General features: G+C 66.1%; 22 protein-coding genes and 2 tRNA genes. 7 read left to right on the plus strand and 17 right to left on the minus strand.

The features are described from left to right. Positions 1 to 24: 24 nt before the first annotated feature. From BM075_RS05600 to BM075_RS05610, 3 genes are all read right to left on the minus strand, one after another. A complete protein-coding gene (locus BM075_RS05600; protein WP_093359670.1) occupies positions 25 to 735 on the minus strand; it encodes an alpha/beta fold hydrolase in 711 nt (236 codons plus the stop codon). 130 nt (positions 736 to 865) lie between these two features. After that, on the minus strand, positions 866 to 1,843 hold the full coding sequence (locus tag BM075_RS05605) for an alpha/beta hydrolase (RefSeq protein WP_093359671.1): 978 nt from the start codon (positions 1,841 to 1,843) through the stop codon (positions 866 to 868). Beyond that, positions 1,840 to 2,601: an alpha/beta fold hydrolase gene (locus BM075_RS05610; RefSeq protein ID WP_093359672.1), complete on the minus strand. Its 762-nt coding sequence runs from the start codon at positions 2,599 to 2,601 to the stop codon at positions 1,840 to 1,842. The genes BM075_RS05605 and BM075_RS05610 overlap by 4 nt, the downstream gene beginning before the upstream one ends. Positions 2,602 to 2,801: 200 nt before the next feature. On the opposite strand from BM075_RS05610, the gene BM075_RS05615 reads away from it, so the two are divergent. Next, positions 2,802 to 2,984 carry a hypothetical protein gene (locus tag BM075_RS05615; protein ID WP_093359673.1) on the plus strand — a complete coding sequence of 61 codons (183 nt, stop codon included), beginning with the start codon at positions 2,802 to 2,804 and terminating at the stop codon, positions 2,982 to 2,984. Between the two features lie 5 nt (positions 2,985 to 2,989). On the opposite strand, the gene BM075_RS05620 is transcribed toward BM075_RS05615, so the two are convergent. Then, the gene (locus tag BM075_RS05620; RefSeq protein WP_093359674.1) at positions 2,990 to 4,186 is read right to left on the minus strand and encodes a pyridoxal-phosphate-dependent aminotransferase family protein; all 1,197 of its coding nucleotides are present in this window, start codon (positions 4,184 to 4,186) and stop codon (positions 2,990 to 2,992) included. A gap of 281 nt (positions 4,187 to 4,467) precedes the next feature. On the opposite strand from BM075_RS05620, the gene BM075_RS05625 reads away from it, so the two are divergent. Together BM075_RS05625 and BM075_RS05630 are read left to right on the plus strand one after the other, a co-directional pair. Continuing rightward, positions 4,468 to 5,163: a tyrosine-protein phosphatase gene (locus BM075_RS05625; protein ID WP_093359675.1), complete on the plus strand. Its 696-nt coding sequence runs from the start codon at positions 4,468 to 4,470 to the stop codon at positions 5,161 to 5,163. Then, a complete protein-coding gene (locus BM075_RS05630) occupies positions 5,160 to 6,962 on the plus strand; it encodes an ABC transporter ATP-binding protein (RefSeq protein WP_093359676.1) in 1,803 nt (600 codons plus the stop codon). The genes BM075_RS05625 and BM075_RS05630 overlap by 4 nt, the downstream gene beginning before the upstream one ends. On the opposite strand, the gene BM075_RS05635 is transcribed toward BM075_RS05630, so the two are convergent. Next, positions 6,923 to 7,630 carry a TIGR04283 family arsenosugar biosynthesis glycosyltransferase gene (locus BM075_RS05635; protein ID WP_093359677.1) on the minus strand — a complete coding sequence of 236 codons (708 nt, stop codon included), beginning with the start codon at positions 7,628 to 7,630 and terminating at the stop codon, positions 6,923 to 6,925. The genes BM075_RS05630 and BM075_RS05635 overlap by 40 nt on opposite strands. Before the next feature lie 69 nt (positions 7,631 to 7,699). On the opposite strand from BM075_RS05635, the gene ygfZ reads away from it, so the two are divergent. Together ygfZ and BM075_RS05645 are read left to right on the plus strand one after the other, a co-directional pair. Further along, positions 7,700 to 8,455 (plus strand): CAF17-like 4Fe-4S cluster assembly/insertion protein YgfZ, encoded by a 756-nt coding sequence (gene ygfZ, locus BM075_RS05640; RefSeq protein WP_093359678.1) that lies wholly within the window; start codon positions 7,700 to 7,702, stop codon positions 8,453 to 8,455. Then, positions 8,443 to 9,258: a fructosamine kinase family protein gene (locus BM075_RS05645; RefSeq protein WP_093359679.1), complete on the plus strand. Its 816-nt coding sequence runs from the start codon at positions 8,443 to 8,445 to the stop codon at positions 9,256 to 9,258. The genes ygfZ and BM075_RS05645 overlap by 13 nt, the downstream gene beginning before the upstream one ends. A gap of 53 nt (positions 9,259 to 9,311) precedes the next feature. Here the strand turns inward: BM075_RS05645 and efp are convergent, their stop codons facing one another. Then, complete coding sequence (efp, locus tag BM075_RS05650; protein WP_093359680.1) at positions 9,312 to 9,875, minus strand: elongation factor P; 564 nt, start codon at positions 9,873 to 9,875, stop codon at positions 9,312 to 9,314. A 212-nt stretch (positions 9,876 to 10,087) separates the two neighbouring features. On the opposite strand from efp, the gene BM075_RS05655 reads away from it, so the two are divergent. Further along, positions 10,088 to 10,411, plus strand: coding sequence for a DUF6280 family protein (locus BM075_RS05655; RefSeq protein WP_093359681.1), 324 nt, complete (start codon positions 10,088 to 10,090; stop codon positions 10,409 to 10,411). A 942-nt stretch (positions 10,412 to 11,353) separates the two neighbouring features. Here BM075_RS05655 and BM075_RS05660 read toward each other — a convergent pair. The 10 genes from BM075_RS05660 to lon all read right to left on the minus strand — a co-directional run bounded on the left by BM075_RS05660 (position 11,354) and on the right by lon (position 21,542). Further along, a complete protein-coding gene (locus tag BM075_RS05660) occupies positions 11,354 to 12,469 on the minus strand; it encodes a hypothetical protein (RefSeq protein ID WP_093359682.1) in 1,116 nt (371 codons plus the stop codon). Positions 12,470 to 12,591: 122 nt separating this feature from the next. After that, positions 12,592 to 14,007 carry a TolC family outer membrane protein gene (locus BM075_RS05665; RefSeq protein ID WP_245758750.1) on the minus strand — a complete coding sequence of 472 codons (1,416 nt, stop codon included), beginning with the start codon at positions 14,005 to 14,007 and terminating at the stop codon, positions 12,592 to 12,594. A gap of 61 nt (positions 14,008 to 14,068) precedes the next feature. Further along, positions 14,069 to 14,722 carry a protein-L-isoaspartate O-methyltransferase family protein gene (locus BM075_RS05670; RefSeq protein ID WP_093359683.1) on the minus strand — a complete coding sequence of 218 codons (654 nt, stop codon included), beginning with the start codon at positions 14,720 to 14,722 and terminating at the stop codon, positions 14,069 to 14,071. A 419-nt stretch (positions 14,723 to 15,141) separates the two neighbouring features. Beyond that, positions 15,142 to 15,885: a helix-turn-helix transcriptional regulator gene (locus tag BM075_RS05675; protein WP_093359684.1), complete on the minus strand. Its 744-nt coding sequence runs from the start codon at positions 15,883 to 15,885 to the stop codon at positions 15,142 to 15,144. Between the two features lie 49 nt (positions 15,886 to 15,934). Beyond that, on the minus strand, positions 15,935 to 16,504 hold the full coding sequence (locus BM075_RS05680) for a histidine phosphatase family protein (RefSeq protein WP_093359685.1): 570 nt from the start codon (positions 16,502 to 16,504) through the stop codon (positions 15,935 to 15,937). A 32-nt stretch (positions 16,505 to 16,536) separates the two neighbouring features. Further along, positions 16,537 to 16,611, minus strand: a tRNA-Val gene (locus BM075_RS05685). A 104-nt stretch (positions 16,612 to 16,715) separates the two neighbouring features. Next, positions 16,716 to 16,958, minus strand: coding sequence for a hypothetical protein (locus BM075_RS05690; RefSeq protein ID WP_143089823.1), 243 nt, complete (start codon positions 16,956 to 16,958; stop codon positions 16,716 to 16,718). A 141-nt stretch (positions 16,959 to 17,099) separates the two neighbouring features. Continuing rightward, positions 17,100 to 17,174: transfer RNA gene (locus BM075_RS05695), tRNA-Val, on the minus strand. Positions 17,175 to 17,288: 114 nt separating this feature from the next. Next, positions 17,289 to 18,794 (minus strand): NHL repeat-containing protein, encoded by a 1,506-nt coding sequence (locus BM075_RS05700; RefSeq protein ID WP_093359687.1) that lies wholly within the window; start codon positions 18,792 to 18,794, stop codon positions 17,289 to 17,291. A 330-nt stretch (positions 18,795 to 19,124) separates the two neighbouring features. Beyond that, on the minus strand, positions 19,125 to 21,542 hold the full coding sequence (gene lon, locus BM075_RS05705; RefSeq protein ID WP_093359688.1) for an endopeptidase La: 2,418 nt from the start codon (positions 21,540 to 21,542) through the stop codon (positions 19,125 to 19,127). Positions 21,543 to 21,792: 250 nt separating this feature from the next. On the opposite strand from lon, the gene BM075_RS05710 reads away from it, so the two are divergent. Further along, complete coding sequence (locus BM075_RS05710) at positions 21,793 to 22,752, plus strand: glycosyltransferase (protein WP_093359689.1); 960 nt, start codon at positions 21,793 to 21,795, stop codon at positions 22,750 to 22,752. 5 nt (positions 22,753 to 22,757) lie between these two features. On the opposite strand, the gene tgt is transcribed toward BM075_RS05710, so the two are convergent. After that, a complete protein-coding gene (tgt, locus tag BM075_RS05715) occupies positions 22,758 to 23,888 on the minus strand; it encodes a tRNA guanosine(34) transglycosylase Tgt (RefSeq protein WP_093359690.1) in 1,131 nt (376 codons plus the stop codon). Positions 23,889 to 23,899: the final 11 nt, after the last annotated feature.

Raw genomic sequence — 23,899 nt, forward strand, 5'->3', positions numbered from 1 at the left:
GGCAAGACCGGCCGTCCGCGCGGATCACCGCACCAGCAAGGGCGCCTCCAACCACGCCCGCAGGATCTCCGTGGTCTCCTCCGGCTGCTCCACCGTGGGCATGTGGCCAGCGCCGGAAATAACGCGAAGCTCCGCCACCGGTATCAGGTCCGCCATGAACGCGTGCCGCGCGACCGGGTAGAGCGTATCATGCTCCCCGCACAGCACCAGCGCGGGCACCTTGGTCGTGCTCAGCGTCTTTTGCTGGTCCGGGCGGCGCTGCAAGGCGCGCGACTGGGCGATGAACACGTCCCGCCCCAGCGACTGCGCCATGTCCGCCAACAGCGCCTGGGTCTCCCTCCGCCCCGCGCCCGGCGCGAGGCACTCCGGCGGGATCTCGGCCTTCATCGCCTCCGCCATCTTCCCGGTCTGCACGGCAATGATCCGCGGTTCCCGCAGCCCGGCGACGGATGGCGGCTCCGGCTGCGGGCTGGTGTCCATCAGCGCAATCCGGGTCACCCGTTCGGGCGACCGTCGCAGCACCTCCATCGCCACCATCCCGCCCATGCCGTGCGCCACCAGAGCGAATTTCCGCGGCGCCGCGTCGAGCACCGCGGATGCCAGCGCGCCCATCGAGGACGCTCCGGTGAGCGGCATGAAACTGATCGGACGCGTGGCGCCGAGGCTCAGGATCTGCGGCAGGAACAGCCGCGCGTCGCACATCATGCCCGGCAGGAAGACCACAGTTTCGTTCATTCACCCACTATCCTTCGACGAAAGCCGCACCGCGCCGTTTGCACGCGCCATGCTACGGCCGCAACCCGCCCGCCGAAAGCCCGGCAGGCGGCTTCCCGCCGCCGCTATCACGGCACGCCGGCCAACGCCATCACAGGCCTTCGGACCACTCCGTGATGCGATCGCTCAGGGACTCGGTCCGCTCCGGACTGATGATGTCGCCCGCGATGACGTGGTTCGACGGATCGCCCGTCCCGTCCGGCTCGATCAACTCCCGCGCCGCCTGACCGCCCCAGGCGATATAGACCGCATCGGTCGCATCCGCCGCCACCACCTGATCCGCCCGCGAATAGATGAAGAGCGCCGGAACCCGTGTGGCGGAGAAATCGAGCCGTGACACATGCTCTACCAGCGCCGCCAGCGGCACCGCCGCCTCCGTGGGATAGCGATGCGTCCAGTGGGCCGCGTGTGCCTCGTTCTGCGGTGTGAACCCGCGCTCCTCGCCGGCCAGCACAGGCACCCAATGCCGCGCGAGCGGCAAGGTCAGCAGCGACGCCGCCGCGGTCCCGATGCGAAAGTTCGGAGAAATCAGCACCACCCCCGCCAGCCCCTCCGACAGTGCCGGGTCCGTCGCGGCCAGCGCCGCCAGCGTCCCGCCGGTGGAGGCGGAGAGCACCAGCACCCGCTCCCCGATCCGCCGCCCGATCTCGAGGGCTTCGGCGGTATCCTGGATCCAGTCGCCGGCCTTCGGCTCCGCCATCGCGGCGCCGTCGCGGCCGTGCCCCGACAGGCGGGTGTAGAACAGGTTCGCCCCCAGCCGCTCCGCCACGATGTCCGGAATCGGCCGGATTTCCTCGGAGGAGGCGGAGAAGCCGTGCAGGTAAACGATGGACAGCGGTGTCACCTGGCCGCGCTCCCCGGCCCAGATAATCCGCTTGGCGTTCTCGGGGCGCAGCGCCGGAACGGTGGCCTCGCGCGCCTCCAGCCAACCGTCAAGATCGGCGGCATCCGCCGGCAGCGTCGCCGGATCGAACACCTCCCGCGCCTCCACCGGCTCCCGCGGGCCCCAGACCATGACGCCCGCGGCCGAAATCATCACGCACACCAGAAGCAGCGCGACAATTTTCATTTCCCACCACTCCCGGAGCCCGAGACGTCCTCCACCGCCGCGACGATGGTGGCAAGCTCTGCCGGTTCGGAGAAGCGATGATCCGCCCCCTTCACCAGCGTCAGGCGCATGTCGGGGCCGTCGGCGTGCTCCAGCAGCCGAAGCGCCACGGACACGTCGACATCGGCATCCGCCGTCCCTTGCAGGAACCGCGTCGGAAACGGCAGGTCCAGCGGTGCGCGCAGCACGAGGTGGCTGCGCCCGTCCTCGATCATCCGCTGCGTGACGACGAGCGGCTCGCCATACTCCGACGGCAGCGCCACTTGCCCCGACGCCTCCATCTCCGCCTTCTGGTCCTCGGTGAATTCCGCCCAGAACCCGTCTTCGGTGAAATCGGGCGCCGCCGCGATGGTGACGAGGCCCGCCACGCGCTCCGGCATGGCGCGCGCCATCAGCAGCGCCAGCCACCCCCCCATGGAGGACCCGACGAGCACGACCGGCCCCTCGGTCACCTCCGACAGGATGGCGCGGGCATCCTCCGCCCAGTCGCCGATGCACCCGTCCTCGAAGGTACCGTCGCTCTGCCCGTGCCCGGAACAGTCGAACCGCACGAACGCGCGGCCCGCCGTGCGCGCCCAGTCGTCCAGGTGCAGGGCCTTGGTCCCCTCCATGTCCGACCTCAGCCCATGCAGGAACACGACCGCAGGCCCCGCGCCGTCCCTCCGGCGATAGGCAAGGCGCCTACCGTGCTCGGTGGCGATGTACTCGGGCTGGCTCATCCGGCGTCCTCTCGTGTCAACGATATTGGCCGCAAGACTACCCATGTGCCGTGCCGCCGCAAGCCTGCCGCCCCGGTGGCCAGACGCCACCGGCGCGGTTGGCTGGACTCCGCCAGAAAATGCGCCATCTCGAGACTGTACCTCCGCAAGCCCGCCGCCCCGGTTTATGGTGGCGGTATGTCCCACACAGGAGCACGGGGATGAAACGGCATACCATGGGACGCGCGCCGGATTACACCGTCGCCGCGCTCGTCACGGCAGGCGTCAACCTCTTCTGCCTGCTCCTCGCCTTGCGCCTCACGCTGGGGTGGCCCGCCGTGGCGCTGACGGCCCTGTTGCTCAATCACCTGCTGGACCGTCTCGCCCGTCGCCGTCGCGGCTAGCGGCGTCAGTCGTCGCCCAAGGCCCGCGAGGCAGCCTCCAGCGCCCCGCTCCCATGAGGAATGTCGAGCGCCTTGAGCCCCGCATCGACGGAACCGAGCACCCCCATCACCATCTGCCCATTCACATACCCCATGTGCCCGATCCGGAAGGCGCCGTCCGAGTTCGGGTCTTCGTTCGTGGCCATGCCGAGCCCGATCCCGAGCGTCACGCCCATACGCGCACTCAGCCAGTCGCGCAGCCGCGTTCCGTTCTCCCGGCCGGCCAGAACGGTCGTCACCGCATGACTCCGGCAGGCGGGGTCGGCGATGTTGAGCGCCAGCGGGCCATCTTCCCCCCACGCCTCGACCGCCGCCCAGACCGCGCGGGCCAGCCGCGCGTGGCGCGCCCAGATCGCCTCCATCCCCTCTTCCCGGATCAGATCCAGCGCTGCCCTCAAACCATAGAGATGATGCGTCGGCGCCGTACCGCCAAAGTACTGATAGAACATCTCCGGCCGCACCCGCGGCCTCCAGTCCCAATAAGGCGTCACCAGACCCGCACGCTCGCGCAGCTCGTCCGCCTTCGGGCTGAAAAAGACGAAGCCAAGACCCGGCGGCGTCATCAATCCCTTCTGGCTCCCGCTCACCATCACGTCGACGCCCCAGGCGTCCATCTCGAACGGGTCGACGGCCAGGCTCGCGATGCAATCCACCATGAGCAACGCCGGGTGCCCTGCCCTGTCCAACGCCTCCCGCAGCGCGCGAATGTCGTTCCGTACCGAAGTGGCGGTATCCACATGCACGCACATGACGGCCTTCAGCGAATGCGCCGTGTCCGCCCGCAGCGCGGCCTCCACCCGGTCCAGATCGATCGGCGCCCGCCGACCGAAATCGATCCGCTCGACCTCCACCCCGAGCTGGCCGGCCATGTCCGCCCAGCCGTGCCCGAAGCGCCCCGTCGCGAGCATCAGCGCCCGGTCCCCGCGGCTGAACACATTGACCAGCGCCGCTTCCCAGGCCCCGTGGCCGTTGCAGATATAGATCGCCGCCTCGCCCGCCGTCCGGGCCACCTGCTTCAGCTCAGGCATGATCGTCTCGACGATATCGATCAACTCGCCGGTATAGATGTTGGGCGCGGGACGGTGCATCGCCCGCAAGACGGCCTCCGGCATCACCGAGGGGCCAGGGATGGCGAGGTACTGGGTGCCGCGCTGAACTGACATGGGACTCTCCAAAAAAAGAAACCGACCCCCGGACTTAGGACGCAGCCGCGCGGCCGTCAATCGCCCCGCACTCCAATGCCCCGGTGCGGGTCTCCCGGCGTCTTGTGTCCGCAAATATCCTCGGGGGGAGGCCGGCGCGCCCCGCGCCGGTCGGGGGGCAGACAGCCCCCCGCGCCCTCGGCGCCCGTGCTCCCCCCCGATGCTTGCCCTGACCCCTGTTTTTGCGCTAAGTCCCTGCGACGCCAAGCCCACGGCGCGCTCACCGGGAAGCCGACGACCCCATGTTGAAACGTATCGAGACCTGGTTCGAAAGCATCGAACGCCGGATGCGCGGGTCCGTGGGGGCGGACATCGCGCAACGCGAGGCGCGGCGCCGGGCATGGTTGCATTTCCACCTCTTCGACCACGCGTTTTTCCGATATTGGTGGACCAACTTCGACAAGGTCGCCGAGGGCGTCTACCGTTCCAACCATCCGGACCCGGCACGACTCGTCAGGTACAAGGAAATGGGAATCCGCAGCATCCTGAACCTGCGCGGCGACGACGGCCGCAGCCCGTGGCTGTTCGAGAAGGAAGCCTGCGACGCGCTGGGGATCGAGCTCCGAACGGCCCGGATCTACGCGCGCAAACCCGCACGACGGAAGGAGATCGTGGCCCTGATCGACACCATGCGGCAGATGGAGAAACCCTTCGTCATGCACTGCAAGTCCGGCGCGGATCGCGCGGGCTTCGCCTCCGTGCTCTACAAAGCCGTGATCGAGGGCGTCCCGCTGGAAGAGGCGCGCAAGCACCTGTCGCTCCGCTACGCCCACGCCAACTGGACGGCGACGGGCATCGTGGGCCATATCTTCGACATGTACGAAGCCCGCAACGCCGAGAGCCCGATCGACCTGGAAACGTGGTTCCGCACCGAATACGATCACAACACGGCCGCCGAGAGCTTCGCCGCCAAACGGGCCGGACGGCGCACGACATGATCAAACCCCTTGCCGAAATCGAGAACGTCGACGATCTCGGCTGGCGCGAACAGCGCAGGCTCTTCGTCTGGCTCTGGCGCGACTACATGCGCAAGCACATCGTGCCGGTCGTGGTGGCGGCCCTCCTCATGTCCATCGAAGGCTCCATGCTGGGCCTCATGAGCTACATGATGAAACCGATGTTCGACGACGTCTTCGTCGGCGGCAATGAAGAGGCGATGCTCATTGTCGGCATCGTCATGATGGGCATTTTCGTCATCCGGGCCTTCGCCAACGTCGCGCAGCGCGTGCTGATCACGCGCACCTCTGCCAAGATCGTGTTCGAACTTCAGACCCGGCTGCTGCAACACGTGATGACGCTCGACACCCTGTTCCATCAGGCCAACCCACCGGGCGCACTGATGGAACGGATTCGCGGCGATACCGGAGCGATCCGCAACGTCTCCAACGTTCTGATCACCGGCGCCGGACGGGACGTGATGTCGCTCGTCTCCCTGCTCGCCGTGGTCTTCTGGATCGACTGGCGCTGGACGCTGATCGCCTTGGTCGGCGTGCCGTTGCTGGTGCTTCCCTCGCTGCTCGTCCAGCGGTTCGTCCGCCAGGTCTCGCTCCGCAACCGCATCAACGCCGGCATGATGAGCACCCGGCTCGACGAGATCTTTCACGGCATCACGCCCATCAAGCTCAACGCCCTGGAGGCCTACCAGACCGGCCGGTTCCGCGACCTCGCCGACCAGCAGATCCAAACGGAGACCCGGGCCAGCTTCGGCAAGGCGCTGATCCCTGCCATGATCGACATCATGAGCGGCATCGGGTTCTGCGCGGTTCTGCTCTACGGCGGCAGCGAAATCCTCGCCGGCGAAAAGACGCTGGGGGAGTTCATGAGCTTCTTCGCCGCCATGGCGCTCGCCTTTGATCCGATCCGGCGGATCGGGGGGATGAGCGGCGTCTGGCAGGCCACCGCCGTCAGCCTTCACCGGCTCAAGACACTGCTCGAGATGCGGCCCAACCTCAAGAGTCCCGAACACCCGGTGCGTCTGCCGGAGGCGCAGGGCGATATCCGGCTGGACGGGGTCGAGCTTGCCTACGGCGACCTGCCGGTCCTGCGCGGCACCACGTTCACGGCCCATGCCGGTCAGACGACGGCACTCGTTGGCCTGTCAGGCGCGGGCAAATCCACCGTCTTCAACGTTCTGACCCGGCTCGTGGAAATCGACGGCGGTGTTGTGACCATGAGCGGCACGGATATCCGCCGTTTCGACATCGCCGACCTACGCGGCCAGTTCTCGGTCGTCACGCAGGATGCGCTGCTCTTCGACGAGTCGGTGCGAGAGAACATCCTGCTCGGCCGCACGGATGTCTCCGAGGAACGGCTGCGCGAGGTGATCGACGCCGCCTTCGTTTCCGATTTCATCGACGCGCTGTCGGATGGCATCGACAGCCCCGCCGGCCCGCGCGGCTCCGCCCTCTCCGGCGGCCAGCGGCAGCGCGTGGCCATCGCCCGCGCCCTGCTGCGCGACACGCCGATCCTGCTGCTGGACGAGGCGACCTCCGCTCTCGACGCCCACTCGGAGGCGGTGGTGCAGTCCGCGCTCGAACGGCTGTCGGAGGGCCGGACCACCCTCGTCATCGCCCACCGCCTCGCCACGGTGCGCAACGCCGACAAGATCGTGGTGATGGACGCCGGACGCGTGGTGGAACAGGGCACCCACGCCGAGCTGCTGGAGCGGGACGGTGCCTATGCCGAACTCTACCGCCTTCAGTTCAGCGAGCGCGACGAAGCCTCCGCCGCCGAATAGCCCCGCGCAAGCCGCTCCGGGGGGACCCCCGTCATGTACCGCGCAAGCCTCCAGAGGTTACGCGCCCCTTGCCCGACCCACCCTTGCGCCGCGTAGCGATCCGCCGACGTCGAGACCGTCGCCGGCAGCAGCCGCACCCGTCGCCCGAGCGCCCGCGCAAGCGCGACGTCCTCCATCAGCGGAATGTCCAGGTACCCTCCGGACCTCTCGTAAAGCGCCCGCGACAGGAGAAGCCCCTGGTCACCGTAAGGCAAACGGAGCGCCCGGCTCCGCAGGTTGGCCCACCCCGCCACGATCCGCGGCGCCACCCCCCGCGCCCGGAAGGACAAGCGAAAGGCACCGGCGCAGTCCGGCTCCACCATCGCCGCCTCAACGACGTCCACCCACCCCGCTGGCAAGTGCGTGTCCGCGTGCAGCACCAGTAGCCACGCCCCCCGCGCCGCCGCGCAGCCCCGCCGCAACTGGCCGCCACGGCCCGCGTCGCCGCGAACGACATGAGCGCCGACGGCCTCGGCCAGCGCGACCGTTTCGTCCCCCGATCCCCCGTCACTGATGACCAGATCGCGCACCAGCCCCGCCGCCACGCCCTCGAATACGCCCGGCAGCGACCCACGCAGGGCCGCCTCGGCGTTCAGGGTCGGGATCACGACGGAAAGCGGCGCAGTCATCTCACCTCCGGGTCTGTCGGGCCAGCGCGCCCTCCCCTATATAGGAGCGGAGCGGAAAGGGAGAACGAAATGACCGGGGAACAGGCATCGGGGCGCAGCGTGCTCGCCATCGGCGGCGGCGACCGCGAGCATTTCCTGCAAGGGCTCGTCACCAACGACGTGGCCAAGCTGGCCCACGGCGCCGTCTACGCCGCCCTCCTGACGCCGCAGGGGAAATACCTCGCCGACTTCTTCCTGATCCCAAACGGCGAGCGCATCCTGCTCGACGTGGCCGAACCCATGGCAGCCGGTCTCGCCAAGCGGCTCACCATGTACCGCCTGCGGGCCGACGTGACCATCGAGGCCACGGACCTTAACGTGCTCCGCGGCGTCGGGGACGCGCCGGACGTCGCCTTCGCCGACCCGCGCCATCCCTCGCTGGGCTGGCGGCTCTACACGCCGTCCACCGGTGACGCGCCAGCGACAGATTGGGACGCCCTCCGCGTATCCGCCTGCGTGCCGGAAAGCGGCATCGAGCTGATCCCGGACGACAGCTACATCCTCGAATGCGGATTCGAGCGGCTGAATGGCGTGGATTTCCACAAGGGCTGCTACGTCGGGCAGGAAGTCACCGCGCGGATGAAGCACAAGACGGAGCTTCGGAAGGGCCTCGTCACCGTTGCCGTAGACGGCAGCGCTCCGGTCGGCTCCGAGATCGTCTCCGGCGAGGTGGCCGTCGGGCGGCTTTACACCCAATCGCAGGGCCACGGGCTCGCCCATCTGCGGTTCGACCGCGCCACCGGCGCAATGCAGGCCGGCTCGGCGACAGTCACATGGGAGCGGTAGCCGCCGCCACCCGCGCCGCCGAAGAGACGTTCGGCACGCCCCCTGCCTCCGCCCGCGCCCTCCATGGCGGCGACCTCTCGGACGTCCTCCTGCTGGAGTGGCCAGACGGACGGCGGGTCGTTGCGAAATGCGGCCCCCTCGTGGACCGGGAGGCCCGAATGCTCCGCGCCATCCGGTCCGCCGGCGCGCCGGCTCCGGACGTCCTGGCGTGCACCGCGCACGTGCTGTTCCTGGAGACCTTGGACGAAGCCTCCCCAACGCCGCCCGCTTGGCAGTCCCTCGGCGTCGGCCTCCGCCGCCTGCACGACAGCACCGGCGCGACCTACGGCTGGCAAGACGACTACGCCTTCGGGTCCGTCGAAATCCTTAACGACGCGATGGAGGACTGGCCTGCCTTCTGGGGCGAACGCCGCCTGCTGGCCACGGCGAATGGCACGCCCGCCGACCTGCGCCGCCGCATCGACGCCCTTGTCCGCCGCCTGCCGGACCTCCTGCCGTCCGCGCCGCCCCCGGCCCTCCTCCACGGAGACCTGTGGTCCGGCAACGCCCTCTTCGGCCCGGGCGGCACCGCCTTCTTCATCGATCCCGCCTGCTATCACGGCCACGCGGAGGTCGACCTTGCCATGCTGCACCTCTTCGGCCGTCCCGCCCCGGCGTTCTGGGAGGGGTACGGCCCCACCGAGCCGGGCATGGACGACCGCCGCCCCGTCTACCAGCTCTGGCCGGCCCTGGTGCACCTGCGCCTCTTCGGCAGCAGCTACCGCGGCCTCGTCGAGCGCTGCCTGTCCGCCGTCGGGGGTTGAAACGCAAACGGGCCGCGCGATGGCGGCCCTATTTTCGGAGCGGTAAGAGCCGGTCAGGCCCGCTCGGAATACTCCATCGTTTCGGTGTTCACGACGATGTCTTCGTCCTGCCCAACGAAGGGCGGCACCATCACCTTGACGCCGTTGTCCAGCAGCGCGGGCTTGAAGGAGTTGGCGGCCGTCTGGCCCTTCACCACCGGCTCCGTTTCCACCACCTTGCAGACCACTTTCTGCGGCAGGCTCGCACTCAGCGCCTCCTGCTCGTAGTACTCGATCTGGATCGTCATCCCGTCCTGCAGGAACGGACGCCGCTCCCCGAGGATCTCGGCGGGCAGCTCGATCTGCTCGAACGTGTCGTTGTCCATGAACACCAGCATCCCATCGTTTTCATACAGGAATTGCTGGTCTTTCTGCTCCAGACGCACGCGTTCGACCTTGTCGGCACTGCGAAAACGCTCGTTCAGCTTGGAACCATTGCGCAGGTTGCGCAGCTCCACCTGAGCGAACGCGCCGCCCTTGCCGGGCTTCACATGGTCCACCTTGACCGCGGCCCAAAGGCCGTCGTTATGCTCCAGAACATTGCCCGGGCGAATTTCGTTTCCGTTAATTTTCGGCATGAAGAGTCTCGTGCGGCGCTTGATCCGGTTTCGCCGGCCTCTATATCTTGGTCATCCGGGGCTGGCAAGTCGACCAGATATGGCGTTTTGGAAGATAGAGCTATGCGTTGGGAACATGGGTGGCATTCCAAAACGGAAATACCGAATCGCAGCAAATAGGTCATATTCGGCGCCATGCCGAAAAGACAAGAGCAAGAATAAAGGACGACGAGATGAGTGATTTCGTTGACGGCACGGCTTTCAATTATGAGCAGGGTCAGAGAGCGAGGAAGCTCTTTGCTGCTGTTGTGTTGGCCGCGCTGGATGATGCCATTGCCGATGACAAGAAATACGGTAACGGCCCTGAGCAGATCGCCCGTTGGGCGCGCTCTCGCGATGGGCGTGAAGTGCTGAGCTGTGCCGGGATCGACCCCAATGAACGGGTTGTGTCCGGCTTGATGCAATTCGTCGCGAGCGGTGTGCGGACGTCTGTCGCGCTATCCCGCGAGGAAAGCGAACGTCGCCAAGCCGCGGCCGAACAAGCCGAGGCCGCCTGATCCTGCCCGCCTGCCCCTGGCCGGGCGGACTGGAAACCAACCGAAAAAGGGTGCGCACCCTCCGCGCACCCTTTTTCGTTGTGGCGACTCGACATCTAGCGCCCGACAAACTCACCCCGTCAGCGATATCCGAATAGCCGCGCCGGCCCGGTCGCTGCAGCCCGGGACAGTCGCCCCGATTCCGTGCAAGTACCACCGGAGTAGAAACGGCGTGGCCCTCTGGTCGAACTTGCGCCGTCCCTCTGGTCGCCCGCCTCTGCGCGTATCACCTATATTAACGCCGGTAATGGGAACGTTGGTGCGCCTTTCTCATAGCGCGGACTGGGACATACTCTTGGTATCCACTCGTGCCGCTCCGAGGATCGCTCGTACGCTCTTAAGGAGGACGCCGTCTGATCGGACATTATCGGCCCACGAGCTCGACTAAGCGCGGCCGGCCGAGCGACACCCCCATCCTCAGGCGCATCGACCGTGCGCGAAGGCTGGATCCATGGCTCGCGTTTCTCTCGTAGCGCTGCCTCGTCCACCTCGGCACCGATTGGCGCGGGGCTGAGCATTGGTCAAAATCTCCCATGACGCGTTTCCACTGGTCCTTCTCGCGTCGGCCCACGAGCTCCAAAGCGCCTGCCGAGAAAGCGGCCCGCCTTACGTACGGCAGATTGCGCGCGCAGCCTGGATTCGCGGCCGTGAGTCAAACATGGGCGTTGTCTCATACACCCAATTCGCCTGTTGGGGTAAAATGGGGATCTCACCCAGTTCGATCAGGCCGGAGCCAGCCGATCTCGGGTGCAACGGCCTACGAACGCCACGAAACTGCCCGGGAGAGCGGCGGGCCGACGTGGGCGGGCGAGTCAATGGCGCGGCAGAATTGAAATCGCGGTCCGCGATCCTCTTGTGCGCGATCTCCTGTAGCCCAGGCACCCACTGGTGCCGTTTAGGGTCCTACTCGAAATCTCGCATGGAAAGTGCCCGGTGGATCTCCCGGCGGACCAGCTTGCGCACGTTGCGGGTGATGCGTTCACCGAGTTCCCCTTGCAGTTCCTTGTGCACGCACTCCGAGATCAGGGCCGACAGGGCATCGGCATCCAGACCGGAGCCATAGGCGCCCGACGCGGCGGAGCTTTTGGCGACGTCTGTCGGAGTTTCCAAGCGGGACGGATGATCCCCCGCCCCGTTACCGGGCGCCTCCGCCGCGGCGGCCCCTTGGCGGGCATGCGCCCGGAACGAGGGCATCATGGGCACCACGTCATCGGTCAGCGACGGCGGACGCTGCTGGTCGGACGCTGAGTCCCTGTCGTCCGACGCGGAATCCCGGTTCGCAGGCGAATGGCGGAATGTCGGCAGATTGTAAACGTTGGGGTCCGCATGCGTGCCGAACCGAAAACCGGCGCGCGGCGCGTTCCGCGAGGCAAAGGTCGAGTCGCCGCCGGACTCAGCGTCCTCGCTTACCGATTGCGGAGAGGTTGCTCCGTCCCCGGCGCTCGCAGGCCGACCCTGTTGCGACGCCGCGGCGCGGTTCCGCCGTTCGACAGCGGCCCGAACGAAACTGGGCACCTCTGCCACGGGAATCTCGGGTGTGGCGTCGCCGGAAACGTCGTCCTTCGGCTCGGCGGGTTGTTCCGCCTCCGCTACAGGGGAGGTGTCCTCCGGCAAAATCGCCGCCTCCCCGTCCTCATCGGGATCGGCGACTTCTGCCGCTTCAGGCTCCTCGGGCACAGGGGAGGCGTCGGTGACCATGTCTTGGTTTGCCGCGTCCAGCGACGCCACTTCGGCCGGCGCGTCTATCGTTTCCTCCTCCGTCACCCTCAGGGACGGGGTCAGGATGAGGGCCGGTGTCTCGGTCCGGGTACGGGGCCGTGGCGGGGCATGCCGCTCGCTCTCCGGCTTTTCGACGCGCGCGGAAAACGGCGTCGGCGCGGCGTCGGGCGCCTCTGGAGCAGCCGCGTCCGCAGGCTCCGGCTCTTCCACATCCGGTTCCGTGCGGGCGTCGCCTTGCACGAGTCGCCGTATGGACAGCAGGACATCCTCGATCTCAGCGTTGGTTACTGGCTCCGACATGTCACCTCCCGCCCTTGCTCATTTCCCAGGCCCGCGACGAGACCGCACCCTTATCATATGGAAATGCCCCGACTTGTGAAGCCGGGGCCTTCGATCGTCCAGCCACGCGAGCATGCGAACGCTTATTGCCTGCCGATCTTCCGCAACACCTTGTCGAGCTGTTGCCCCCGCGGCGAGAAGCGCGCGGGCGCGTGTTTGACAGCGTTGTAGTAGCCAGCGGGGTCATAGGTCTGAATTCCAAGGTTCAGGTGGTCGACCGTCAACAGACCCATGGCAGAAAGAAGTGAATAAGCTGCTACGTATTGCGTGGCAATCGCGTCGATGCGGGAGGCGCGGGCGTCCAGCAGTTCCTGTTCGGCGTCCAGCACGTCGAGCGTGGTACGTGCGCCGAGCGTCGCTTCTTCCCGGGTGCCGTCAAAGGCGATCTGGGCGGCGTCGATCTGCAGATCGGTGGCCCGGATCTGCGCCCTCGACACCTCAAGGTTCGCCCAGGCGCTGGCCACCTGCTCTTCGATCCCAAGCGTCGTTTGCAACAGATTGGAGCGCGACGCGTTGCGTTGCGAAATCGCCTGCCGCTCCAGAGCGGCGAGGCGGCCGCCCCGGTAAATCGGCTGGTTCAGCGTGATGCCGAGCCGGTGCTCCTCGTCGTCGTACCGGTCGTCCGTGCCGGTCAGCGACGTGACGGTTGCGCTGATCGTCGGCAGATAGGCGCCCTTCGCGATTTTCATCCCGAGTTCCGCTACGGTCACTTCCCGCTGCGCCTGCCGAATATCCGGGTGCGTCCGCACGGCGACATTCGTCGCCTCGCCAACCGACGCGGCCGTCACCGGCAGGTTCGCGGGGGTTTGAAGATCGCCGGGATAGCGCCCAACTGCGGTGCGGAAGTTCTCGCGGGAGATGGCATAGTCGCCACGCGCGGCTTCGAGCGCGCTGACGGCGGCGGCAGAGCGGCTGTCGGCCAGGGCGACGTCCGTCCGGGTCACTTCGCCAACTTCGAACCGGTCTCCGGTGGCCTGCTTTTCCTGCTGCAGCACCCGAACGTTGTTCTCGCGCAGGTTCACGAAGGCCTGGGCGCGGAGCACGCCGAAATACGCGGTGACGGCCTGCAGCAAAACGCTCTGCTCCAAGGACCGGAGCGCCTCTCGCGTGGCCAGAACGGTTTCTTTCTCGGCCTCTACTCCAAGCTTGTTCCGCCCGCCCGCGTACAGATCGATCTTCGCCTGAAGCGCGAAGGTCGCGTTCAGGTTGTCAGGGGTCACGTCTTGGCCGGCAAAGTTAAACTGCCGGTCGTTCGGATGGGTCGCGCCGAAATCGGTGATGAAATCCAACGTCGGCAGAAGAGACGAAAAGGCGACCGCGACGTCGTCATCGGCCACCCGCAGCAACGCCCGGTTCTGTTCGAGCAGGTTGGAATTCCTGTAAGCGTCGATCAAGGCGTCGGACAAGGTCTCCGCCACAGCCCCAATCGGCATGAGCATCGCAACGGCCGTCGCCGCGCCGAAGATATCGCGCCTGAGGCGCCTGCCATAAATACTCACGCGAACTGCTCCCTCTCGAAGGCCTGCCTTTTCTTGCACTATAGCAGGCTCGATTCGCCGATTACAGCGAGAATGCTTTCTCCGCCTCGAACCCTGGCATTACGGGCGCACCGGCATTGAACGCGAACCGCCAGTTCACGGCACCGTCTATCTTGTATCCTATTCTGACTGCACCACATTCACTGTCCATGAACAGGCAGGCGATGCGTCCGCCCTCCTTGAGCTGGTCCATGAATGCTTGTGGCAGCGTGGCAACACCGCCCTGAATCATGATGACGTCGTAGGGGCCGTGCTGCGGCGCGCCCTCCGTCAGCGGACCCTGGATCACCGCGGCATTGTCCACGCCTTCTGCGGCGAGCGTGGATTCTGCTTCCGACGCAAGGTCCTGATCCTCTTCCAGCGCGACCACCGCTTCGGCCAGCCGGGCCGCGACGGCAGTGGCGTAGCCCAGCCCCGCGGCGACATCGAGAACCAGGTCGGTCGGCCCGATGTTGAGCGCATCGAGCATCTTGGCAAGCGTCCGCGGCTCCAGCATCACGCGCCGGTCACCGATCGGCACGTTCTGGCCCGCATAGGCGACCTCGCGGAGGTTGGCCGGCACGTAGAGTTCCCGCGGGACGGCCAGCAGCGCACTTATGATCGAATACTTCGTAACGTCGGATGGCCGGATTTGCGTATCGACCATCGTTGTGCGCAGGGATGTGAAGGAGCTCATCGAATACCTCTGTCGACCCGGAAGCGTCGAGATCGTGTCGCATACTCGCCAGAGTGAAGCAACCTGCCGGCACGCCGCACGCCTGCCCGTCCCCTGTTAAAAATGGCGGCGGGTCCTTTCCGGAAACCCGCCGCCCAACGCGCGGAAACCGCGCGGTCAGAGCACGTGAGTGGTGCTTGTGGCGCCCCCTTTTCTGACGCGGGGGTCAAACCGCCCGGCTGCCTGTCAAATACGTGGCGTGCCGGGCATCGCTCGATGGGCCGATGGGCGTGACCCTTCACGTTGGCGCTCGAGCCGGCGCACGGGTGGCAAGCGGGTCCGGCGCCGGTTCCGAACCCCGCCTACCGCAGGTCCAACGTGAATATCTGCACCGGTACACCCGGATCAGTCCCGTACCCGCGTGACCCGCCCGCACGGAGCTACGGACCCCAGCCTGACGTCGCGTTCTGAACCAGTCCCGCGCCCAGCCCCTTCACCGCCGCCGTCGTCCGGTCGTGAACCCGCAGCTTCTTGAAGATCCGCCGTATATGCGTGTCGACGGTATGGACGGAGATTCCGAGGATGTCCGCAATGACGGAGTTGGACTTGCCCTGCGCGATCCACTCCAGAATCTCGACCTCGCGCGCGGTCAGGCGATGGGCCTCCTGCTCCTCCGGCGGAACCAGTCGGCAATAGGCCAGATGCGCCGCCTGCCCCACCAGCTGCAACTCCCCCAATTCCGACGGCTCCAGCCGCGGAAAATCCTCCGGGAAACCGAGATTTATCGTTCCATTCCGACTATTTGGCCCGAACATCTGAATGACCACTCCATTCCCGGGAATCTCGGTGCGAACGATATCCAGAAAGGCCAATTCGGCGTCCGAGAGCTTCCTCTTCGTTTCGACATCGGACCAGTAGAAGGGCTCTGTCGTCACTAGGGCGACCGCCGAGATGGGGTTGCTGCGATGGTACCCCTCGGCAACGGAACGCCGAATGAACCCATCTGGGAATCCGTCGTGATAGATGGTGGGCGTCATGTCCCGGTCGGGGTCGCCCTGTACGTGACGGTAGCTGATACGAATCCCGCCGCGACTATAGAAAAAGGTGAGCATCACCCGCCAGAGCGCGTCCGCATCCGTTACCTTGCGCAGAGCGTCGACGAACTCCCGGCAATCTGTCTTCATCACGCGCGCCTATCCTGTCGGGGCCATGGGCCGGTTCCGGCAGATACCTCTAGACTGCCTCCAGACGCACCTCGCCCGTCGCCTGCGACACACGATAGACCACGCCCTGCCGATCCTCCAAACCGGCCATGGCGGGAATATCGAGACCGAGCAGCATTCCGCGGAGCAGTTGCGAGGTAACACCGTGTGTGACGACGATCACCGGCGCCCTTTGTTCCGCCAGCCAGTCCGCAATACGAGCCTGCATCTGCGCCAACCGCTCGCCCCCGGGGGCGTCGAACTTCCACAGGAAGGGGTGCGGGTCGTCCACGGTGCTGGGCCAGAGCCGCTCGATCTCCTCCAGCGTCCGCCCCTGCCACTCGCCCATGCCGACCTCGGCAAGGCGCCGGTCGAAGACGGGCCGCACCCCCGGCAGCGCCAGCGCCGCCGTCTCTGCCGTCCGGCCGCTGGGGCTGCTGTGGACGGCCAGCCCCTCCACCCCGGCTCCGCGCAGGATCTCCCCCTGCCGCAGGGCCTGCGCGCGTCCACGTTCGGTCAACGGCGAATCCAGATGGCTCTGCATCCGCCCCTCGACGTTCCAGACCGTCTCGCCGTGGCGCAGGATGTAAAAGTCGGTCATGCCAGGCCCGCGCAGCAAGTGGGGGGTGGGGATGGTGGGTGATGAGGGATTTGAACCCCCGACATCTTCGATGTGAACGAAGCGCTCTACCACTGAGCTAATCACCCGGTGGCGTGCGGGATAGCGGCAACCCCGAAGTTTGGCAAGGCGCAAACAGCCCCCGCTGCCGGCCTCCTAACGGGCCGTCCCAGCCCCGGCCGCCGTGATCGCCTCACCGCGCGCAGATCTTCTTCACCTGGTTCTTGATCGAAGTGTTCTTGCTGCCGTCGCTGCGGTTCGGATCGTTCTTGATCCCGGTGATCCGCGCCGCGTCATTCAGCGTGACCTTGGCGATGCACTCTTCCGACACACCGTCCCTGCGCAAGTCGGCAATCACCGTCTGTTCCATGTTCGATGCGGCCTGTGCGGACGACGCGGCAGCCACCATAACGAGACCCAATGCCATGCGTTTCATCACTGTAATCCAATTGAAAGTCACATGATCCGCATATGGGGAGATCGGGCGAAAATATCACCGCCCTCGGCCTCCCCGCACGTCGATTTGATCCGCGCGGACAGGGCCGCCCATGGCAGGCGCGCGATCGACTTGGGGGGATGGTGGGTGATGAGGGATTTGAACCCCCGACATCTTCGATGTGAACGAAGCGCTCTACCACTGAGCTAATCACCCGGCGACGAGCGAAATACCGGCTGCCACGCCCGTTTGCAAGGCTGAAACGGGCCGCCTCCGGCACCCGGAAGCGGCCGCAGGAGGCCCGCCAGTCCCCCGGCCAGCGTCGCATCGTCAGGCGATCAGGCCCGCGTCGAACAGGTACGGGTCCGTCATGGGCTGGAAGGTGCCGCTCGGGTCGTCGACACGGGCGAAATCCTCCACCGAAGTGATCGGCCCCTCGCTCACGAAGACTGCGCTGTCCGCAACGCCGTCCCCGTCCGGATCGACGGAAGCGTAGACCAACAGTTCACCATTCAGAACGCCTGCCACTTCCGCATTGCTGCTGTCGCTGCCCTCCAGAAAATCGAACGCGTCGACGGTTCCGGTCTCGGGATCGTAGGCATACAACTCCCGCCCGGTGTCGGGATCGGTCGCGCTGAAGTAGAGCTTGCCGTCATGTGCCTGCAGCCCCGATGGCGCGGAGCCTTCGGCCCCCGACGCAATATCCGCGATCAACGCCACCTCGTTTGTGGTCGCGTCATAACTGCGGAGTTCGAGCCCGGTCGCCCCATCCATCGCGGTGAAGAACAGCTTCTCGTCGAAGACCATCAGGTTGCCCGGATACGAGCTCCCGCCCCCGGAGATCAACTCCGCCGCCACGGAGACGGAGCCGTCCGCCGGATCGTAATACCGCAGTTCGGACCCGTTCGCGGGATCGTAGGCCGTAAAGAACAGCTTCCCGTCGTAGACGACGAAGTCCTGCGGAGACGACCCCGGGTTGCCCGCGTAGATATCCGCCACAAGGCTCACCTCGCCCGTTGCCGGATCGTAGGAATGCAGTTCCGATCCCGTCCCGTCCCCGGTCGCGCTGAAGAACATCTTGCCGTCGAACTCGATGAACCCCTGCGGAGCGGACCACCCGGTGCCTTGGTTGATATCGTGCAGCACGACGCCCGCGACAGGGTCATAGCTGAACAATTCCAGTCCTGCGTCGGGATCTTCGGCGCTGAAGAACAGCTTGCCGTCGAACGCGAAAAGATTCTCCGGGTACGAACTCGAGGACCCGTCCGCAATATCGGCCACCAGCGAAACGACCCCCGTCTGCGCGTCATAGCTGCGCAACTCGTAGCCGCTCGCGCGATCGTAGGCGGTAAAGAACAGCGTATCGTCGTAGACGATGAAGTCCGACGGCGATGCGCTGCCGCTGCCGTTGATCTCCGCAACCAGCGCCACTTCCCCGGTCGCCGGGTCGTAGCTGCGCAGCTCGTATCCGCTGGCGTCATATGCGGAAAAGTAGAGGCTGCCCGCATACTCTATGAATCCGGTCCGGCCCGCGAAGGAGCTGCCAGCGCCATCATTTATGTCGCCGAGCGGCGTGAGCGTCTGTCCGTCGAAGGTCCACGCCTCCCAGCCTTCCGCCGCCGTGCTGCCGCCCAGGATCGCGATCTGCGCCGGCGGTTCCGGATCGGTGGGCCCACCCGGATCGCCCGGGTCCCCGGGGTCCATCTGGTCTTCGATGACCGCGCCGATCCCGCTGTCCAGAAGGTTGTCGAGCGTTCCGTTCTTGGTGTGGACCTCGATCAGGTGGTCCAGCACATCCGACGGCGGCCCAGCCCGCTTTGCCTTGTCGTTTACCATTGGCAGTCTTCCTCATCACGATACGATTCAGACACGGACGACGCCCGCCCCGGGATCTTCCTGCGGGGTTCGGACCGGCCGTGCGGCACCTGGAAACTCGGAAATCGTACAGACGAAGACGGACGTTAACCAAGAATTGCGGCAGAAAGATGCAAACGGTTATCAAACGGTTAATGGCGCTTTCGACCCCCGCGACCGTTGCGGAACCGATGCCTTTCCGCCCCTTCCCCAAGGATCGTTTCCCGGGCGGTCCCAGCCTGCAACCTGGCGGCGAATCGAAAAAGGGCGCCGGTGAGGGCGCCCTTTTCCAATATCTCTATGATCCGGCCGTCAGTGCGCCGTCTGCGGTTCCCCGCCACGTGCGTCCTCGATGGCGGCGGCGCGTGCGGCCGCGGCTTCCTCCTCGGCCGCCTCGTCCCATTCGATGGGCTCCGGCATCCGAACCAGCGCGTGCCGCAACACATCGCGGACATTGGCCACCGGGATGATTTCCAGACCTTCCTTCACGTTGTCCGGAATCTCGGTCAGGTCCTTCTCGTTCTCCTCCGGGATGAGCACCGTCTTGATGCCGCCCCGAAGCGCCGCGAGAAGCTTCTCCTTCAGCCCGCCAATCGCCAGCACGTTGCCGCGCAGCGTGACCTCCCCGGTCATCGCGATGTCCTTGCGGACCGGGATCTTGGTCAGCACGGACACGATGGACGTCACCATCGCCACGCCCGCCGAGGGGCCGTCCTTTGGCGTCGCCCCTTCCGGCACGTGAACGTGAATGTCGATCGTGTCGAACTTCGGCGGCTTCACCCCGATCTCCGGCGCGATGGACCGCACGAAGCTGTTGGCCGCGTCGATGGATTCCTTCATCACGTCGCCCAGCTTGCCGGTCGTCTTCATCCGCCCCTTGCCAGGAAGCTTCAGCGCCTCGATGGACAGAAGATCGCCACCGACGCTGGTCCAGGCCAGCCCGGTCACGACGCCCACCTGGTCCTCCTTCTCGGCCAGGCCATAGCGGAACCGCTTGACGCCAAGGTAATCCTCAAGGTCCTTCGGCTCGATGACGACGGTCTCCACCTCCTTCTTGATGATCTTGGTGATCGCCTTCCGGCAGAGCTTCGCGATCTCGCGTTCCAGGTTCCGCACCCCCGCCTCACGGGTATAGGTGCGGATGATCTCGGTCAGCGCCGCATCGGTCAGTTCGAACTCCTTGGGCTTCAGCCCGTGGTTCTTCATCTGCTTGCCGATCAGGTGACGCCGCGCGATCTCGCGTTTCTCGTCCTCGGTGTAGCCGGCCAGCGGAATGATCTCCATCCGGTCCAGCAGCGGGCCCGGCATGTTGTAGGAGTTCGCCGTGGTCAGGAACATCACGTTGCTGAGGTCGTATTCCACCTCGAGATAGTGGTCCACGAACGTGTTGTTCTGCTCCGGATCGAGCACCTCAAGCATCGCGGAGGCCGGATCGCCACGGAAGTCCTGCCCCATCTTGTCGATTTCGTCGAGCAGGATGAGCGGGTTCGTGGTCTTGGCCTTCTTCAGCGCCTGGATGATCTTGCCGGGCATGGAACCGATGTAGGTCCGCCGGTGGCCACGGATCTCGGATTCGTCGCGAACGCCGCCGAGCGAGATGCGGATGAACTCGCGCCCCGTCGCCTTCGCAACCGACTTGCCGAGCGAGGTCTTGCCGACACCCGGAGGCCCGACGAGGCACAGGATCGGCCCCTTCAGCTTGGCGGACCGCTGCTGAACGGCGAGATACTCGACGATCCGCTCCTTGACCTTCTCGAGGCTGTAGTGATCGTCGTCGAGGACCTTCTGGGCGCGCGTCAGGTCCTTCTTGACGCGCGACTTCGTCCCCCACGGGATCGACAGCATCCAGTCGAGGTAGTTGCGGACCACGGTCGCTTCGGCGGACATGGGCGACATGTTCTTGAGCTTCTTCAGCTCCGCATCCGCCTTCTCCCGCGCTTCCTTGGAAAGCTTCGTTTCCGCGATCTTCTCTTCCAGTTCGGCGATCTCGTTGGCGCCCTCGTCGCCGTCGCCCAGTTCGCGCTGGATCGCCTTCATCTGTTCGTTCAGGTAATACTCGCGCTGCGTCCGCTCCATCTGGGACTTCACGCGCGTCTTGATCTTCTTTTCGACCTGCAGGACGGACATCTCCCCCTGCATCAGGCCATAGACCCGCTCCAGCCGTTCCGCGACCGAGAGCGTCTCCAGAAGCTCCTGCTTCTGCTGAACTTCCACGCCAAGGTGGCCCGACACCAGGTCGGCCAGCTTCGCAGCATCGCGCGTCTCCGCGATGGCGGCGAGCGCCTCCTCGGGGATGTTCTTCTTGATCTTGGAGTACCGCTCGAATTCCTCCGCGACGGACCGGATCAGCGCGGCCACGGTGTCGCGGTCGCCCATTTCCTCCGGCAGCTCTTCGGCTCTCGCCTCGAAGAAATCTTCGTTATCAAGGTATTCAAAGATCCGCACCCGGTGGATGCCCTCGACGAGCACCTTTACGGTCCCGTCGGGCAGCTTGAGGAGTTGCAGGACATTGGCCAACACGCCCGCGGAATAGATCCCCTCGGAAGAAGGGTCGTCATCCGCAGCGTCAATCTGGCTGGCCAGAAGAATCTGCTTGTCGTCCTGCATCACCTCTTCCAGGGCCCGGACGGACTTCTCCCGGCCCACGAAAAGCGGCACGATCATGTGGGGAAACACCACGATATCGCGCAGGGGCAACACGGGGTAGGACTGGTTGAGTGGCTCGCGCATGTTGATATTCCTGTCTGGGCAAGAAGGCACCGGCCCCAAGTCTGGCGGCACTCGGCCTTCTCCGGTCATCGGGGCTAGAGGTGGTGGTGCCGGCGGACAAAGTCAACCTCGCCCTCTTCTGCCTCGAGCATGACGGCTCGGGCGCGGGCCGGCAAGCAGATACATTGGTCAGATTGAAGCGGCGTGCCGATCCTGTGGACCCCGCGCCGCCGGTTGTCTAGTGTCCCGCCACCGCAACGGAAGCCCTCGGATGCCCCCTGAAACACCCCCCGCCCCGACGCCCCATGGCGCCTGCCGCATTGCCGCTGTCGTGGTCACCTTCAACCGGCTGGAGCATATCCGGAAAACCCTCGAACGGCTCGACATGGAGGGCATCGACCACGTCGTCGTGGTGGACAACGGCTCCACCGACGGCACACGGGAATGGCTCGAAACACAGCGGAGCCCCCGGTGTGACGTGCTGCTGACGGAGGGCAATCTTGGCGGCGCCGGCGGCTTCGCGCGCGGCATGGCGCACGCAAGAGACCACGTTGGCGCCGAATGGACCGTCCTGATGGACGACGATGGCCGCCCTGCCCCCGGCGCCCTCGCCCGGTTCCGCCAGCACGACTGGCAAACCGCGGACGCCGTGGCCGCCGCCGTCTTCTACCCCGATGGCCGGATCTGCGACATGAACCGCCCCCTGCGCAATCCCTTCGCCAAGGGGCGGAGGCAGCGCGGCTTCCGGATCGACGATGCCGCCTACGATGCCGGCGCGCCGTCTCTGCCCATCGACATGGCGACCTTCGTGGGCCTGTTCCTCTCCCGCCGAGCCTTGGAGGCGATGGACGGGCCGGACCCGCGTCTCTTTATATATGGCGACGATCTCATCCACACGCTCCGGCTCTCGCAGGCGGGCTGCCGCATCGTCTTCGCCCCGTCGATCCGGTTCGAACACGACTGCGCGACGATGAGCGACGCGACCAAAACTTACCGCCCGCTCTGGAAGGTCTATTACCACCACCGCAACGGCATCCTGCTCTATCGGCAGGCAGCCGGACCGCTCTCCTGGGGTTTGCTCGCGCTCAGGGCGCCGAAATGGTGGCTGGCGGGGCGCCACTATGGCGCGGACGCCCCGGAATACCGCCGCCTTCTGCGCAAGGCTCTGGCCGACGGCATCCTGCGCCGCCTCGACGATCCGCCGCCTGGCATCCCCGGCCCGCCGCGCTGACTGCCTTACAGGGGGTCGATATCGCCCCGCGCCCGCTCCGCGTGGAACGTCGACTCCCAGGCCGCAAACCGACCCTCAGCGATCGCCTCCCGCATCCCCTGCATCAGCTCCTGATAATAGTGCAGGTTGTGCCAGGTCAGCAGCATGGAGCTGATGATCTCCTGCGCCCGGAAGACGTGGTGGAGGTAGGCACGGGAGTAGTTGCGGCACGCGGGGCAGGAGCAGCCCTCGTCCAGCGGCCGCGGGTCCTCCTGGTGGCGGGCGTTCTTGATGTTGACCACGCCGCGGCGCGTAAACGCCTGCCCCGTCCGGCCCGACCGCGACGGCAGCACACAATCCATCATGTCGATGCCCCGCTTCACGGCGCCCACGATGTCATCCGGCTTGCCCACACCCATCAGGTAGCGCGGCTTGTCAGCGGGCAGCATGTCCGGCGCGTAGTCGAGAACCTGGAACATCACCTCCTGCCCCTCCCCCACGGCCAGCCCGCCAACGGCATAGCCGTCAAAACCGATGGCCCGCAGCGCCTCCGCGCTCTCCCCGCGCAGGTCTTCCTCGTCGCCCCCCTGCTGGATGCCGAAGAGCGCATGGCCCGGGCGATCCCCGAACGCATCGCGCGACCGCGCCGCCCAGCGCATCGACAGCCGCATGCTCTCCGCGATCCGCTCATGGGAGGCCGGCAGCGCCGGGCATTCGTCGAAGCACATCACGATGTCGGAGCCAAGCAGCCGCTGAATCTCCATGCTCCGCTCCGGCGTCAGCATGTGTTTCGAGCCGTCGATATGGCTGCGGAAACTCACGCCCTCCTCGGTCAGCTTGCGCAGCTCCGCCAGGCTCATCACCTGAAAGCCGCCCGAATCGGTCAGGATCGGCCGCTCCCAGTTCATGAATTTGTGCAGCCCACCGAGCCGGTCGATCCGCTCCGCGGTCGGCCGCAGCATCAGGTGGTAGGTATTGCCGAGCAACACGTCCGCCCCCGTGGCGCGGACGCTCTCCGGCATCATCGCCTTAACCGTCGCTGCCGTCCCCACCGGCATGAAGGCCGGCGTACGGATTTCGCCGCGCGGGGTGGAAATGATGCCGGAGCGGGCCTTGCCGTCGGTCATGTGCAGGGAAAAGGAGAATCGGGGTGTCATGGCGCCCGGTT

It is taken from the genome of Tropicimonas isoalkanivorans, assembly GCF_900112335.1.
Lineage (GTDB): Bacteria > Pseudomonadota > Alphaproteobacteria > Rhodobacterales > Rhodobacteraceae > Tropicimonas > Tropicimonas isoalkanivorans.